This is a genomic window from Arachidicoccus sp., assembly GCF_050436765.1.
Lineage (GTDB): Bacteria > Bacteroidota > Bacteroidia > Chitinophagales > Chitinophagaceae > Arachidicoccus.
This window is the reverse complement of record NZ_JBNQGD010000045.1, coordinates 1-15945: the sequence shown is the minus strand read 5'-3', so window position 1 is coordinate 15945 and position 15945 is coordinate 1. Positions and strand designations below refer to the sequence as shown.

Annotated in this window: 17 protein-coding genes; 9 read left to right on the top strand and 8 right to left on the bottom strand. The window is 38.4% G+C overall.

The window, feature by feature from the left end; translation table 11 throughout:
* Window positions 1-282: SH3 domain-containing protein (locus ACQR30_RS01780; RefSeq protein ID WP_429730404.1), on the bottom strand; the 282-nt coding region annotated here is incomplete at its 3' end.
* A gap of 145 nt (window positions 283-427) precedes the next feature.
* On the opposite strand from ACQR30_RS01780, the gene ACQR30_RS01775 reads away from it, so the two are divergent.
* The 6 genes from ACQR30_RS01775 (at window position 428) to ACQR30_RS01750 (ending at window position 6098) form a co-directional block, all read left to right on the top strand.
* The gene (locus ACQR30_RS01775; RefSeq protein ID WP_429730401.1) at window positions 428-994 is read left to right on the top strand and encodes an RNA polymerase sigma factor; all 567 of its coding nucleotides are present in this window, start codon (window positions 428-430) and stop codon (window positions 992-994) included.
* On the top strand, window positions 987-1334 hold the full coding sequence (locus tag ACQR30_RS01770; protein WP_429730398.1) for a hypothetical protein: 348 nt from the start codon (window positions 987-989) through the stop codon (window positions 1332-1334). Before ACQR30_RS01775 ends, ACQR30_RS01770 begins: the two co-directional genes overlap by 8 nt.
* A gap of 81 nt (window positions 1335-1415) precedes the next feature.
* The gene (locus tag ACQR30_RS01765) at window positions 1416-2717 is read left to right on the top strand and encodes an NAD(P)/FAD-dependent oxidoreductase (protein ID WP_429730395.1); all 1302 of its coding nucleotides are present in this window, start codon (window positions 1416-1418) and stop codon (window positions 2715-2717) included.
* 55 nt (window positions 2718-2772) lie between these two features.
* Window positions 2773-4854 (top strand): putative porin, encoded by a 2082-nt coding sequence (locus ACQR30_RS01760; protein WP_429730392.1) that lies wholly within the window; start codon window positions 2773-2775, stop codon window positions 4852-4854.
* A gap of 9 nt (window positions 4855-4863) precedes the next feature.
* On the top strand, window positions 4864-5871 hold the full coding sequence (gene murB / locus ACQR30_RS01755) for a UDP-N-acetylmuramate dehydrogenase (RefSeq protein ID WP_429730389.1): 1008 nt from the start codon (window positions 4864-4866) through the stop codon (window positions 5869-5871).
* 20 nt (window positions 5872-5891) lie between these two features.
* The gene (locus ACQR30_RS01750; RefSeq protein WP_429730386.1) at window positions 5892-6098 is read left to right on the top strand and encodes a PLDc N-terminal domain-containing protein; all 207 of its coding nucleotides are present in this window, start codon (window positions 5892-5894) and stop codon (window positions 6096-6098) included.
* A 13-nt stretch (window positions 6099-6111) separates the two neighbouring features.
* Here ACQR30_RS01750 and ACQR30_RS01745 read toward each other — a convergent pair whose 3' ends face one another.
* The 3 genes from ACQR30_RS01745 to ACQR30_RS01735 all read right to left on the bottom strand — a co-directional run bounded on the left by ACQR30_RS01745 (window position 6112) and on the right by ACQR30_RS01735 (window position 11292).
* A complete protein-coding gene (locus tag ACQR30_RS01745) occupies window positions 6112-7836 on the bottom strand; it encodes an amino acid permease (RefSeq protein WP_429730383.1) in 1725 nt (574 codons plus the stop codon).
* A gap of 382 nt (window positions 7837-8218) precedes the next feature.
* Window positions 8219-9184: a polyprenyl synthetase family protein gene (locus tag ACQR30_RS01740; RefSeq protein WP_429730380.1), complete on the bottom strand. Its 966-nt coding sequence runs from the start codon at window positions 9182-9184 to the stop codon at window positions 8219-8221.
* A gap of 83 nt (window positions 9185-9267) precedes the next feature.
* A complete protein-coding gene (locus ACQR30_RS01735; RefSeq protein ID WP_429730377.1) occupies window positions 9268-11292 on the bottom strand; it encodes a M13 family metallopeptidase in 2025 nt (674 codons plus the stop codon).
* A 29-nt stretch (window positions 11293-11321) separates the two neighbouring features.
* On the opposite strand from ACQR30_RS01735, the gene ACQR30_RS01730 reads away from it, so the two are divergent.
* The 3 genes from ACQR30_RS01730 (at window position 11322) to ACQR30_RS01720 (ending at window position 12787) form a co-directional block, all read left to right on the top strand.
* Window positions 11322-11543, top strand: coding sequence for a hypothetical protein (locus tag ACQR30_RS01730; protein ID WP_429730374.1), 222 nt, complete (start codon window positions 11322-11324; stop codon window positions 11541-11543).
* Between the two features lie 76 nt (window positions 11544-11619).
* Entirely contained in the window at window positions 11620-12405 is a 786-nt protein-coding gene (locus tag ACQR30_RS01725) for a HipA family kinase (protein ID WP_429730371.1), read from the top strand.
* 1 nt (window position 12406) lies between these two features.
* Complete coding sequence (locus tag ACQR30_RS01720; RefSeq protein ID WP_429730368.1) at window positions 12407-12787, top strand: DUF3037 domain-containing protein; 381 nt, start codon at window positions 12407-12409, stop codon at window positions 12785-12787.
* A 447-nt stretch (window positions 12788-13234) separates the two neighbouring features.
* On the opposite strand, the gene ACQR30_RS01715 is transcribed toward ACQR30_RS01720, so the two are convergent.
* From ACQR30_RS01715 to ACQR30_RS01700, 4 genes are all read right to left on the bottom strand, one after another.
* On the bottom strand, window positions 13235-13537 hold the full coding sequence (locus tag ACQR30_RS01715; protein WP_429730416.1) for a helix-turn-helix domain-containing protein: 303 nt from the start codon (window positions 13535-13537) through the stop codon (window positions 13235-13237).
* Window positions 13524-13751: a type II toxin-antitoxin system RelE/ParE family toxin gene (locus ACQR30_RS01710; protein ID WP_429730413.1), complete on the bottom strand. Its 228-nt coding sequence runs from the start codon at window positions 13749-13751 to the stop codon at window positions 13524-13526. Before ACQR30_RS01710 ends, ACQR30_RS01715 begins: the two co-directional genes overlap by 14 nt.
* An 856-nt stretch (window positions 13752-14607) precedes the next feature.
* A complete protein-coding gene (locus tag ACQR30_RS01705) occupies window positions 14608-14835 on the bottom strand; it encodes a type I restriction enzyme endonuclease domain-containing protein (RefSeq protein ID WP_429730366.1) in 228 nt (75 codons plus the stop codon).
* 287 nt (window positions 14836-15122) lie between these two features.
* The coding region (locus tag ACQR30_RS01700; protein ID WP_429730363.1) for a hypothetical protein at window positions 15123-15945 on the bottom strand (823 nt) is incomplete at its 5' end.

Sequence of the window (15945 nt, the reverse complement as noted above, 5' to 3'; positions counted from 1 at the left end):
GGCAGAAATCAACATGGGCGCCCCATTAAATTCAATCAGGCTATTACCCAAAGAAAATCCCAATAACAAATCTTCCTTCATTGTTACCGCAACTTCACCGAGTTGGATGGCTTGCACCCACCCTTCATAGCCATCCTTTAAAGCTTTTATTTTAAAAAAGTCTTTAGCGTTATCTATTATTTCCACCATTTCTGCGAAAAGAATTTGACTCACCATTTCTGACCGGTGGGAAGGCTCTGCACGCATCGGGTTAACAGGAGTAAGGGCTATGGCGACTTGCATGATTAGATTTTAAAAATGATTGCCATCAAAGCTAAAGATATTTCGTACATTACCAACGATTATTAAAAGGACTTTTTTTGCTTTAATTTTAAATCAGATTATGGATTTCTTTTAAAAATGCATCTCTATAAAAAACATATGCCTGTTGAATAAGCATCAAAAATATGATGACGAGACCCTGCTAAATAAGTTTTATCAAAGCCAAGAAAAATATTGGGTGGGCATATTACTGCAACGCTATACGTTGCTTTTACTGGGTGTTTGCATGAAATATTTAAAAAATGAGCACGATGCACAAGATGCTGTCCAACAGGTTTTTTATAAGGTCTTAACCGAATTACCTAAGAGCAAAGTTACTTACTTTAAAAGTTGGATTTATACCATTGCGCGCAATCATTGTCTTTTGTTATTGCGTGCCGGTAAAAGTCTAATTTTGGAAGAGCTAAAGGTCGAACTTTCGCCCGTATTAGAAGATGACGGGTGGGAGAAAAAGAAAGAAAAGGAAAAGCTATTTGATTATATGGAATCAGCGCTTTGTGAATTAAATGAGGAACAAAAAACTTGCATCTCCTTATTCTATTTAAACAACAAATCCTATAGTGAAATTGCTGAAGAAACCGGTTTTACGACTACACAAGTAAAAAGTCATATTCAGAACGGCAAACGGAATTTAAAAAACTTGATTGAAAAAAAGCAAGAAAAGAATGGCTGATAACAAAAACATATCGACCAAAAAATCGTTTACAGAGCAGGAGAAACTGATAGAATATCTGAACAATAATCTTTCTGAACCTGAAGCGCAAAAATTAGAAGAGGCCTTGGCAGAATCTGATTTTACCAAAGATGCGCTTGAAGGATTGCGTGCTTTTAAACACCCTAAAAAGCTAAGTAGAAATGTTAGACATTTAAACCAAACCCTTCGGCGCTCTATCGACGATAAATCCCGTCGCCGGCCCGGGACGTTCTCACAACTCATTTGGTATATCATTGCTGTCATTCTTATTTTATTAATTCTCATTGCCGGCTATGCTGTATTAAGACTTAGAATTTAATTTTTTAGCTGCTATTTGTCTCATAATGTTGCACATAAAAGTTACCTTGCAGATAGTTTGGTCATTATAAATAGCAGACATATGCATAACACAGCAAAGAAAAAAATAGTCATATTGGGCGCCGGTTTTTCCGGGCTCAAACTCGCAAGAAAACTAGCCAAAACTGATTACGAAATTACTTTATTGGACATTAATAATTTCCATCAATTCCAACCACTTTTTTATCAGGTTGCCTCGGCAAGGCTTGAACCGGCAGCCATCTCCTTTCCGCTTAGAAAAATTTTCCAGAATAAAAAAAATATCCATGTTCGTGTAGGTGTGGTAAAGAAAATAGACACGATTCAGAAGAAAGTCTATACTTGGCATAATGTATTTGAGTATGATTACCTCGTGATCGCCACTGGCTGTACCAATAACTATTTTGGCAACAAAAATATTGAAGCAAATGCCTTTCCTATGAAATCTACGCCGCAAGCTATTGCTTTACGCAACAAGATTTTATTAAATTTTGAAGCTTCCTTATCCGTCAAATCCGAAGAAGAAAAGACTCCTTTTTTAAATATTGTGGTGGTAGGCGGAGGGCCTACAGGTGTAGAACTTTCGGGCGCATTAGCGGAATTAAAAACAAAGGTCTTACCGAAAGATTATCCCTTGATAGATTTCTCTAACCTCAAGATATACCTGATTGAAGGCAGCGGCAATACGCTATCTGCGATGAGCGAAAAATCGCAGAAGTACTCCAGAAAATATTTAGAAGATTTGGGCGTAACTATTTGGACGGGCACACATGTCGCGGACTATGACGGCAAAATGGTAACCCTGGGCAATGGGGATACTTTAACCACAAATACCCTGATTTGGGCAGCCGGCGTTATCGGCAACGTACCGGAGGGTATTGCGAAAGAATCAATAACACGTGGTAACCGCATCGTTGTCAATGAAGTTCACGAAGCGATCGGACTTAAAGATGTTTTTGTCCTAGGCGACGTTGCATACATGGAAACGAAAGAATGGCCCAAGGGGCATCCGCAACTGGCCAATGTAGCTAATAAGCAAGCGGAAAACCTTGCCCGGAATTTTAAGATCCAGCTAAAGGGCGGTCAATCAAAACCCTTTGCTTACAGTAACCCAGGCACAATGGCGACTATAGGTAAAAGAAAAGCGGTGGTAGATTTACCTAATTTTCATTTTCACGGCAGATTCGCGTGGTTTATCTGGATGTTCTTGCACCTGATGCTGATTTTAGGCGTGCGTAATAAACTGCTGATCTTCTTAAACTGGACATTCAATTATTTTACCAACGACTCTACTTTGCGCGTTATTTTCTTGCCCTCTAGAAAACAACGTCAACTGGGGCAGGAATATGAAGATATAACCACCTAAATTTTCTCAATATTTTATTAGCATAATTTATATTACTCGCATACTTTCGCGTACGATGCAATTCAGAAAGAAACTCTTATACACTTTTATTTTGTTGGTAGCAGTGCTGATGATCAATAAGGCGGGGGCGCAGGTTACTGATGCGAATAAAGACAATTATCAACTTGATAATCAGGGTCGTCCGATGCCACGCACCAAATCAGGAAACGATTCTTTGAAATTGCGCGACAAATATGAAGACTCGATCACAATTACTTATAAATACTTCGACTCTTCTCTTATCCATCATATAGACACTTCTATTAACGATTTCAGCTCTCGTTTACAAAAACCCTTTACCTATAACAATACCGGCAATATAGGTTCTCCGGCAGAATCTTTATTATTTAATCCTTACATGAAACCGGGGTGGGATGCGGGTTTTCACTCGATGGACGTCTATAAGTTTACGGTAGAAAACACAAAATATTATACCACTACTCGACCCTATTCCGTCGTAGGATATATGCTGGGCGGCAAAGGAGAACAATATATCGATTTGCTGCATACACAACCACGCGCCAAAGGAAATGTAAACTTTACTTTTGAATACCGGCTTTTAAACGCACCAGGCGCACTGAAGAATGAAAATGATGCGAACAGTAATCTGCGCGTCAATCTTGCTATCCATAGCTCCAATAAAAGATATAGTTCCAATTTTATCTTTATCCGTAACAGTCTGAAAGCCGCTACCAACGGAGGTCTCGTAAATCCAGCTGACCTGCATAACCTCACGCTGGGAAGCTCCTTTGCCGTAAATACCAGATTGGGAAGCAGTAATTCCAGAACAAACGACCCATTTAATACGACCGTTACTACCGGTAATATAACCAAAGATGTTACGCTGTATTTTAGACAGTCTTATGACTTCGGTCAAAAAGATTCCCTGGTGAAAGATACGATCACTTATCGCCTCTTTTATCCGAGATTACGTTTAGAACACAGTATAAAATACACCAATTATGATTATAGCTTTGTAGACAACAACCCTATCGCCAGCGATTACTTAAATTATTTCGATTTAATTGTGCCTACAGATACGATTAATTTTCATGACAATTGGAAAGAATTAAATAATGAGTTCGCTATTTATACTTATCCGGATAAAAAGAATACGAACCAGTTTTTAAAATTGCACGCGAATTTGCAATCGCTCAATGGGAGCTTCGGAAAATTTTATAAGCAAAAATACAATAATGTATACGTAGGCGCGGAATACCGAAATCGTACGCGCAACCAAAAATGGGATGTGACCGCTCTGGGAGATTTATATGTCGCTGGTAACTATACCGGCAATTATAGTGCTAGTTTGAGTTTAAGAAGGGATCTAGGAAAGAAACTAGGATCCTTACAGCTGGGATTTCAAAATGTAAACCGTACACCCTCCTATATTTTCAACGCTGCATCGTCTACCAATTTATCTCTTAATGATACGGCTAACATAAGCTTTAAATCTCATTCGGACTTCCCTATCATCAATACGACGGATTTTAAAAATGAAAATATTTCCAAAGCTTACGCCGTACTATACTTGCCGGAGCTTCAAATGAAATTGACCGGTAACTATTTTTTGTATAATAATTACAGTTATTTTTCCAATTATTTCACAGCAGAACAAAGCAATACAGCTTTTAATCTATTGCAATTAGGGGTAGAAAAAGAAACAAAATTAGGCAAATATTTCCGGTGGTATCTGGAAGCTTATGTGCAAAAAAAAGCGGGTAATACCCCCGTCAATCTGCCATTTTTTTTAATGCGCAACCGTATCGCATTTGAGGGAAACTTTTATACAAATCTTGACATTGCTACCGGCTTCGAGGTAAGATATGCCTCCCCCTATAAACCAGATATTTATTCACCGTTTACTGCACAGTTTTTCAATCAGAACACCCAAACCATCAGTAACCTACCCGATGTTTCCTTTTATGTAAATTTCAAAATCACCAGATTTAATTTCTTCGGAGAGATAGCCAATCTAAATACGTTAAGTTATAAGAACAAAACCTTTGGATTTAATAATTATAGTTTCGTCGCACCGAATTATCCCAGCCATGCGCTATGGATACGCCTGGGCGTTTGGTGGACTTTTATCAATTAATTTCATTCAATGACTATTGCACAACATATTTCACTACGACCTTATAATACGTTTGGCATCGATGTTTCAGCCTATGAGTTCGCAGCATTTACTTCAGTAGACGATTTAAAAGCATTATTGGCTAACCACCCAAGATACCTCATCATTGGCGGCGGGAGCAATATTTTGTTTACCAAAGATTTCGACGGCATCGTCTTAAAAAATGAATTGAAGGGCATTCAGGTACTACGAGAAGAACAGGACTATATCTATGTACAGGCGGCGGCTGGTGAGCGATGGCATGAGTTTGTTCTCTATTGTGTAGAAAGAAACTATGGCGGCGTGGAAAATTTAAGTTTAATACCGGGTTGTGTCGGTGCCGCACCTATGCAAAATATTGGTGCTTACGGGGTAGAGCTAAAAGATACTTTTTATACATTAGAAGCCCTGCGTACAGACGATTTGAGCATTCATACTTTTACCGGGGAAGATTGTCAATTTGGCTATCGTGAGAGTATTTTTAAAAAAGAATACAAGCATCAATATATCATCTTAAGCGTTACATTGCGTCTGAAAAAACAACCGGATTTTCATATTGAATATGGCGCCATCAAAGCCGAATTAGAAAAGATGCAAGTGAGTCATCTATCTATTGGGGCCATTTCTCAAGCAGTGATCAATATCAGAAATAGTAAACTACCCAATCCTAAAGAGATAGGTAATGCTGGTAGCTTTTTTAAAAACCCTACCATCTGTGAAGCACATTTTCTCTTTTTAAAAAATAAGTATCCCCAGATAGCGGCCTACGATTTAGCGCACAGCACGTATAAAAAAATAGCGGCCGGCTGGCTAATAGAGCAATGTGGCTGGAAGGGCTTTAGGCAAGACAATTATGGCGTGCACGCCAAACAGGCACTGGTCCTGGTTAATTACGGAGGTGCTAATGGAGAAGATATCTTAAACTTATCCAGACAAATAATTGAAAGCGTCCACGCAAAATTTTCCATTCAATTAGAAGCCGAAGTCAATATTGTTTAACCCAAGCAAAATAATAAAACATGCAGCCTAATCCACATTCCATTATTCCACTTATCTTATTTTTTGCAGTCATTCCTATCGGCTTATTGTTTTATTGTCTGGCTGATATTTACAAAAAGAAGTTTTCGGGTAATGGCAAGTTGATCTGGATAGTCATCACTATCATACTTCCTGTACTAGGTCCACTACTTTACTTATTTGTCGGAAAAGACAGGAATTTGAAATAATTGGAATCATACCTTATTTTTCATTTGATACGGGGCGCAATTTGCTATGATGGCGACTATATAAGAAATAAATAATCAAGCCGATAATTAACCAAATAATAAAACGTAGCCAGTTAGTATACCCTAATTCCGTCATCAAGTAAAAACAACTTGCCAGACCCAATACGGGAATCAACGATAATTTTTTAATAACTGAGGCAATCGTTAATCCTATAGCGAGTATGACAAATAAAAAGAAAGGCAGTTTATCCCGAAATACGCTCCAACCGGCACTGAGGTCAAATAAACCCAGGAAGTTTTTCCAAAAAAAGATCATACCCATTACAAATAAAAGCGGTGCAATAAACCGTGAACTGATATAAGGGATTTTGAATTTAGGCTTCTGCTCCCCCTCCCCTAACTTGGGTAACAACAGCACACCGCCACAAACTAAAACAAACGCAAACAAAGTACCTATACTGGTGAGATCCGTAACCTCTGTAAGGTTTAAAAACAAAGCGGGGATAGCTACAAAAAAGCCAGTAACAATGGTTGAGAAAGACGGTGTTTTATATTTAGGATGAATACGGCTGAAAACCTTGGGTAATAACCCATCGCGGCTCATACTCATCCAGATTCTAGGCTGGCCCATTTGAAAAACGAGCAACACACTTGCCGTAGCAATCACGGCACTGAAAGAGATAATATAACTTATTTCATTCAAACCTACTCTTTTAAAAACAAAGGCCAGAGGGTCACCCACCTGCAATTCTTTGTAAGATACCATACCGGTTAAAACAAGCGCCACCAAGATATATAAAACGGTACAGATAATAAGCGAATAAATCATACCTCTGGGTAGATCTCTTTGCGGGTTCTTACATTCTTCAGCCGTTGTACTTATCGCATCAAAACCTATATAAGCGAAGAACACAGCAGAAACACCTTGCATCATTCCGCCATAACCGTTCGGTAAAAAAGGACTCCAGTTGGCAGGTGCTACGTAGAAAAATCCAACAGCAATTACGGCAACCACGACAATTAATTTAAATATAACCATTGCATTGGTCGCCCTACGTGTTTCTCTTATTCCCACATATACTAGCCAGGTAATTAAAAAGACAATAGCGAGTGCCGGAATATCTGCAATTAATCTAAAGCTCCCAATTTTCGGTGCCTGCAACCAGGCCTGATAACTATTTTGCATAGCCCGCGACATGCCACTCAAACCGCTGCCATGTGCCAATGCGGTGGAGACTTCTTTAAATCCGCGGGAAGCGCTTAAATAATCAGTTGTCAAAAATGCCGGAATATGTATGTGTAACCCTTCTAATAAATTTACAAAATATTGACTCCAGGAAATCGCCACAGCAATGTTTCCAATGGCATATTCCATCAACAAATCCCAGCCGATAATCCATGCAATCAATTCCCCAAATGAAGCATAAGCATAGGTATAAGCGCTACCGCTCACGGGAATGCGGGAAGCGAATTCCGCATAACACAAAGCGGAAAAGCCACAACAAACCGCTGTAAGGACAAACAAAATAGAAACACCCGGACCGCCGTTAAAAGAGGCATTTCCTATGGTAGAAAAAATACCCGCGCCGACCACCGCTGCAATACCCATAAAGGTAAGGTCACGCACACCCAAAACTTTTTTCAAGCTTGCGGAATTACCATGGGCATCACTGAGTCCCGACTCGGCATCCATTAAAATCGTGTTGATATTTTTCTTTCTAAATAAGTAACTAGACATTGTACGAATTAGTTAATTTGAAAATTAGTCAATCTGAAAATACGAACTTATTCTTTAAATAAACAGAAACGGGGGCTCAGTGCGCAAATCTAGCCCGTCTAAGTAAAAAGGTTATCATTCGTCTGTTCCGTTCCTTAGCACCCCACCCAAATTTATTTTAATCCCCCAAATAATGATAACCAATTTATCAAAAGAAGTGTCGCACTCTTTTTAAAACGCCAATTAAATGCGATGAAACCGCAAAGAAAAATCAAAAAAATCAGCTTAAAGGTGATACAGGCAGCAGTTTTCCCTCAATAGCATACCGGGCAAGGAAACGCCGAGATCTTCAATAGAGATCACCAGCCTCCTATCTCCCCAACAATCGCATAAAAAAATTCAGCTAATATTCTCTATTCAATAGATACTCTGCTAAATCATATAAAGGTTTTTTACGCGCTTTTACAACCACCACATCCTCTAAATTTTGGAAGGCTTTATCGGCATATTGTTTTTGCAATTCTTTAGCCCACATGTCAATACCGCAATCTCTAAAAATAGTCAATACCCTTTCTACTTTATCTTCATCGTCACCGGCTAAAAGTCCATCCAACTCCTCTTTCTGCCTACCGGTGACCATCTCTTTTGCTTTAATTAAGAGAAAAGTTTTTTTATTCCTGCGAATATCGCCACCTACTTCCTTACCAAATTTTGCCGGATCGCCAAAGCAATCCAGATAATCATCTTGAATTTGAAATGCGATACCCAGGTTTTTTCCAAAACCATATAGCCTATCACAATTATTCCGGGTGGCACCCCCAACAATAGCACCCATCTCCAGGCTTGCAGCCAGCAAAACAGAAGTCTTTAACTTGATCATTCTGAGATAATCATCCATCGCCACATTTTCTCTTTTCTCAAACTCCATATCGTATTGCTGACCTTCACAGACTTCTTTAGCCGTTTTGTTGAACAACTTAAAGATTACGGGCAAAATTTCAAAATTGATGTCGTTTAGGTACTCATAAGCTCTTATCAGCATCACATCACCGCTAAGAATAGCGGTGTTTTGCCCGTTGCGCAGATGCACTGTTTGCTTACCTCTGCGCAAGGAAGCCTCATCCATGATATCGTCGTGCAACAAAGTGAAGTTATGAAACAATTCTAAAGCGTTGGCTATTTGCCAAGTATCGTTTTCGATGTCTCCGAACAACTCGTTACTCATCAAACAGGCGATAGGGCGGATTCTTTTTCCGCCAATACCCAAAAAATACTGCGCAGGCTCATACAATCCCTGGGGCTGACTGGGAAAATGATCTAATTTAAATTTGTCTGAAAACTGTTTGGACAATTCTTGAAATGAATGCACGGATTTTATTTTGATAATTCGAAAATTAGTGAATTTGATGACCAGGTAATCGATAGATTTGACAGTCTCCTATCTTTACTCCCTTACCAAATGCGCACTCTTGCGCTGTCCGCAATATACATTTTATCACCGGGTTTTACATCGAAGGTTTTATAAAAAGCGTCGACATCGGAAAAAGGCCCGTTGACTCTATATTTAGCCGGTGCGTGGACATCCGTCAACAACTGTTGTGCCAGGGCTTCGGGTCTTATTTTATATAACCATCCCAGCGCATAACCTAAGAAAAAGCGCTGGGCGGGATTTAGCCCACCAATTAGCTTATTGTCTTTATAAGCTTGTGTTTTAATAAAGGCATCCCAGCCCAAAAGTACGCCGCCGAGATCCGCAATATTTTCGCCGAGTGTCGCACGCCCGTTTATATGGCTCGTATCTACAGGATTGTACCCGTCAAACTGTTTAACCATTACAGCCGCGCGCTTTTCAAATTTTTCGGCATCCTCTTTAGACCACCAGTCTTTTAAATTTCCTGCTGCATCATATTGTCTTCCCTGATCATCAAATCCGTGGGTCATCTCGTGTCCAATGGTAGAAGCGCCTGCGTAGCCGTAAACTAAGGCATCATCCAACTGGTCGTCTTTTAATCCGGGAACAGTAAATATACCGGCTGGTAATACAATTTCATTATTCGACGGGTTGTAGTAGGCATTATACGTCTGCGGCGTCATATCCCACTCATCACGATCTACGGGTTTCCCAAGTTTGTCTAGCTCATATTGATGCCACCAAATATTTGCCGCAATAATATTTTTAACCAGTGGTTGTTTCTCTATTTCCATAGCAGAAAAATCTTTCCATTTATCGGGATAGCCTACTTTCTTTTTCATCTTACTCAATTTGTAAATGGCTTTCCCCTTGGTCGAGTCGCTCATCCAATCAAGCTTCATAATTCTTTCTTTCAGTGCTTCGCGGATATTTTCCACTAAATCTGAATAACGTTTTTTAGCCTTCTGTGGGAAATATTCCTTTACAAATAACTGCCCTAATGCCTCGCCCATAGCGGATTCTTCCATACCTAAGACCCTTTTCCAACGAGGCTTTTGCTCTTTTATACCACTCATCTTTTTCCCATAAAAAGCGAAATTTTCGTCTTCAAACTGCGTATTTACATAACTGCCTAAGCTGTTTAATAATTGCCATTTCATATAAGATTTCCAAACAGCAATTGGCGTGGCAGTCAGTTCTTTATTGAGAGCAACAAAGAACTCGGGTTGTCCTACGATCACTGTATCTAGTTTTTGAGTACCTATCTGTTGCAGCCATGCACGCCAGTTAATCGTTGGCGTCTTTTTTATAAAGTCCGTCACAAGAAATTTATTATAATTCTTATAAGGGTCACGCAAATCAGCCAGCTTACGGCTTGCAGCAGCCAATTTCTTTTCGAGATCAAATATTTGGATACTTTCATTCCCAGCGGTAACAGTATCTTCTGCCGCAATGATCAGCATCTTTTGTATGTGTGCTATATAGGCATTACGAATATCTGTCGTTCTTTTATCCGTGTTAAAATAGTAATCCCGATTGGGTAATCCCAGCCCACCCTGTCCTAAATTAAATGCCTCAACTTCGCTATTTTTTGCGTCTTGTTCTACATCTGAAGAGAACAAACTAGACACACCAATTTTATCAAATTCGGCAGCAACTTTTAAGAGATCATTGGTGTTTTTTATATTTTCTATCGCATCCAATTGCGGCTGCAATACAGCTAGTGACTGATGTGCAAGAGAAACACTGTCCATGCCGCTATTCCAGAAGTCTCCTATTTTCTGAGAAAGGCTTCCTTTCGGATCTTTCACGGCCTGCTCATTTATTTTTTTCAAACGATCATATAAATCGTTCTGCACCAGATTCGCTATTCCCCAGCTTTTATAAGCGTTGGGGATCGGGTTATTTTTCAACCAACTTCCATTCGCATAATCGAAAAAATCATCTTGTGGTCTCACAGTTGTGTCGATATCCGAAGCTAAGATATCCTTTTTGGTAGCTTGCTTATTTTTGCAAGAGGTAAGAGATACAAGAACAATCGATAAAATCAAAAGTAATCTTCTCATATGTTTAAATTTGGTGCTAAAATAAGGTATTGGCTGAAGAAATACGGTATCCTTTTTTACTTTACAAGACATTCCTTGCAAAACGTTGCGGTATCGGTAATTTACAAGAATTTAAAGAGGTTACAAATGAACGTCTTAAAGCCATAGACTTGAAAGTAAAGCAAAGAGATATTGAACATTTGCTATTCAATAAAGCGAATAGTGAAAAGGTGCTTCGTTTTGGCGATGTTATAAATCCATTGAAAGACTAAAGAGCAAACTGATAATATACCTAAAGCCTAAGTATTTTTACGTGCGTTGGTTTTCAATCCCCTAATTTTACAAATTATGAAACATCAAATTCCTGAATTAAGAACCGTTAGTCTTATAAGATATTTGCAGCCTTTTCGCGAGGGTGGCTCGTTGCCTGCTCTGGCAGAAGCCAATGATGGCTTCAAATATGTTATCAAATTCAGGGGTGCAGGACAAGGATCGAAAGCTTTAATTGCCGATTTTATCGGTGGCATCATGGCTAAATATTTGGGATTAAACGTTCCGGAATTGGTGCTCGCAAACTTAGATAAATCATTCGGTCGAACCGAGCCGGATGAAGAAATCCAGGACTTATTAAAGGCCAGTACCGGACTAAATCTGGGGGTGCATTTTCTGGAGGGCGCCGTTACGTTCGATCCTGCAGTTAAAGAGATAGACAGCCTGACAGCTTCAAAAATTGTGTGGCTGGATGCTTATCTGACCAATGTTGACCGCACCGCAAAAAATACAAATCTTTTGTATTGGCATTACGAGCTATGGCTGATAGATCATGGCGCAAGTTTGTATTTTCATCATCAATGGCAGAACTGGGAAAAGATGGCATTAAGCCCTTTTACGAATATCAAAGACCATGTGCTGCTGCCTTATGCAAAAGACCTGGAGGAAGTAAATGAAGCGTTTCCTGCTTTACTGACCGACGATATATTGAAGGAAATTATTGATATGATTCCGCAAGATTGGCTGCAGGAATCGACCAGCGACAATGAAAACGTTCAACAACTCAGAGATGTTTACTTCCAGTTTTTAAAGACTAGAAGGAATAATACATCTATATTCTATAATCAAATTATCAATTCTTAACATGGAAACATTTGAATATGCGGTTATAAGAATAGTGCCCTGTGTAGAGCGTGAAGAATTTATCAATGTTGGTGTGGTGCTTTATTGCAAAAGCAAACAATATCTCGGCATCGAAGTCTTTTTCAATGAAGGGTTACTGAAAAGTCTGTGCCCTGAAAGTGATACAATTTTAATCAAAGATTATTTAAACGGATTTGTAAGCGTCGCTAATGGAAGCAATACAAAAAGCCCCATAGCTGCGCTGGATATTGCTTCCAGGTTTCGCTGGCTTACGGCAGTAAGAAGTACTATCCTGCAAACTTCAAGAATACATACGGGTCTAACCGATGATCCCGAAGCTACGCTGCAAAAGATATTCAGTGAGCAAGTAGAAAGACGATGATGCTATAAAAAATCGAACATGAAATTGCTGACACACTTTATTGAATATTCTCTTGACAATATTTATGAAATAATATTGCCAGTCAATCCTCAGAGATAAATTTTGTTATTCAAATTTGTTCACTAATCTTAATTGTTCATTATAAGTGAGCATAATTAAAAAAACGAACGAAAACATTTTTATAGCTAAAAATCATGCGGTGGAGGGAGCACTCGAACTTCTTGAAACAACCTCAGGGGTTCAAGAAAAATGGACACATAAAGGCTTAAGGGGAAATTCTGAAATAGATTGCGTAGTTTAAGAATAGCTTATCTGGACGGATCGGGGAATATTTATATCCACACCGATAAACGCTTTGCTTGAGACAGCAATAAATAGCTTGAAGTAAGCAAAAAAACTATCAATCGCACATTTACCAAATCGGGTTTGAAGGGAATTTTTATTGTCCTAAAGTTTGATTGATAACTGTAGTTGTCCGCCAAAGCCAAGTTCAACGATTTTTTGTAAAGTCGAAATACGAACATCTTTAATATTGTTTTCAACTCTTGAAATATAAGCTTTGTTTGTGCCACATTTGTCTGCAAGTTGCTCCTGGGTCAAACCTTGTTCAAGCCTTGCTTCGTGAATTAATGCACCAAGTTTAAAAGCCTCAAATCCTTTTTCTAATTTGTCACGTTTGGCAGAGCCTATTTTGCCATAATGCTCGTCCTTAAATTCGGAAAGCGTTTTGATATTCTTATTTGTTTTCATAATAATATTCTGATTTAATTTTAAAAGCCTTTTCAATTTCCTGTTTCGGTGTCTTTTGAGTCTTCTTTTGAAAGCCATTTGAAAGAACAACCAAACTTCCTTCGTCAAAAAAGCAAAATATTCTAAAAATATTGTTGCCACTTTGCACACTAATTTCAAAAAGTTTGTCTGTGCCATCTAAGTGCTTAAGATAAGTCTCAGGAACTTTGTCGATAAGTTCAATTAAGCCAAAAGTCCAAACAATTTTATACTTAACCTCTACCTCTGTTTTACAAAGAAATTAGCAAAGTAGTCTTTGTGAAAAATAATTGTCCGTATTTTTTGATTTGCTTTCAAGTTGTAAAGATACGAAAGTTGTCTAAAAGTACAACAATATATTCTAATATTTTCGAAGGGTCAGGTTGTTAGAGATTGACGGAAGAATGACCTGCAATGTATTGGATATTCGAAGACGAGGATTTTTAGCACCAAAATTGAATAAACTGTATCCGTCCCACGAAGAGATAGGAATGCTAAAAGGGCGCAGAAATTACCGAATCGAAGCATTCTTATTTACTGAATCGGAACAAAAATTACCGAATCGGCGCATTCTTATTTACCGAATCGGAACAGGAATTACCGAATTGGTGCATTCTTATTTACCCAATCGGTGCATTTGTAATTACCAAAAACGGTGCATTGTTTGTTACCTATTACATGCCCGCCCTGCGTAAACCACTAACGACTTTTATTAGGTCTTTGTCTTTATACGACAGCAGTTTACCTATATATTCCTTACGATTGGTGTAATTTTCCATAGAAAGATATAAAAATAAAATAGCGAAACTTGCAAAAAATGTAAGTTTCGCTATTTTTAGAAATTACAAACACTTCCCTAATCTTCGTTTAAAGGGATATGTTCTTCTTTGCAATAATTCTCTACATCTGTATCGTTGGCAAAGTAGCTATCACAAAATTCGTCAAGCTCTTGTAAGATTCCCTTCAACTAAGCTTTCGTTTTGTCCGTTGGGCAAAACGAAAGCTTAGTTATTGTGTGCTGCCTTTTTTCTAATCGTCTGTATTTCAGTCATCTATCTTCTATTTTGTTGTGCGTTGGCTTGTTCTAAAATTGTCTTGACGGCTTGGTCTTGTTTTTCTGGTGGGTAGCAGTACTTCTTTAAAATCCTTTTTATCATTACTCGCATTTTGGCTTGTACGCTTTCCTTCTTGTCCCAATCAATGGTTACAGAATTTTTTACACTTACTACCAATTCTCTTGCAATGGTTTTTAAAAGTAAGCACACGAGCAAATTAAACATGAGAAATGAGTGGCAATAAATTTTAATTGGATACCAATGCTGTTCTCGACATTCTTAATGGCGATAAAGTATTAGCCGAGTTGTTATACGAGAAAAGGTTATACATATTCATAATAACGGAAATGGAACTATTGAGTTATAAAATAATGGATATTATTGCGCACAATAAACAATCAATATCCAGCTTTGCTGCTACATCTTATTTTAAGTCCACCAGAAAAAATCAGAAAGTAAGAAGGTAATTGAGCGGCAGAACAGAATAAGTATCTGCTACTAAATATGTTTGTTTAGTACATAAATCCAAACAACCAAACCGGAATAATATTGCCAAAGCCTACCTCTATGGCGTCTTTTGCAACGTAGGCATTTTTTGTGTCGGTAATCTGCTTTTGATTTTTGTTTTTACCTCCGATTTCAAAAGTGTGGGTTTTATCCACTATAAAATCAGCGGTTTTTGAAAGATTGATTTCGTGTAGACCGTTGAATTGGTTCAGAAAAAAGGTTTCCCGTACATTACCGGTATTGATGTTCTCTTTTGCCAAAGCATACATCAGGTTGCTGTTGTTCAAATATAGTTTTTCAGGTTTGGTCAGTATACCAGTGCCCGAAACATCTTTGTACAATTCATTGACCAATCCAGCTCGTTCCAGAATTTTTATACTGTGTACTAGCATATTGCGGGACACACCCACTTTTTCGCTTAGTTTCGTAATATTAGGTGTGAAAGGTGCACTCGAAGCCACAGTGACGAGCAGTTTCTTCAGTTTCACCAAAATGTCATATTGCAGGTGCTCCACTGCATTGATGTCCACCTCAATGATAAGGTTAATCGTATTTTGCAACTTCTGAATGTATAGACTTTCATTTTCTTTGTAATACGGATATACGCCGATTTTCAAGTATTTTTCAAACAGAGGCAATGGTTTTATTTCATTTAAAAGCTTGGTGGCAAAGATGTTATGATTTCCCAGAATTTCGGTAAGCGAATAGGGTTGAAACACTTTTTTAGTTTCAAACATAATAAACTCTCTGAAGGATAATTCTTTCAGATAATAAGTAACCGCCCTTCGACTCAAATCCGATTCGGATTTGTAGATTTCGAGCATCGAT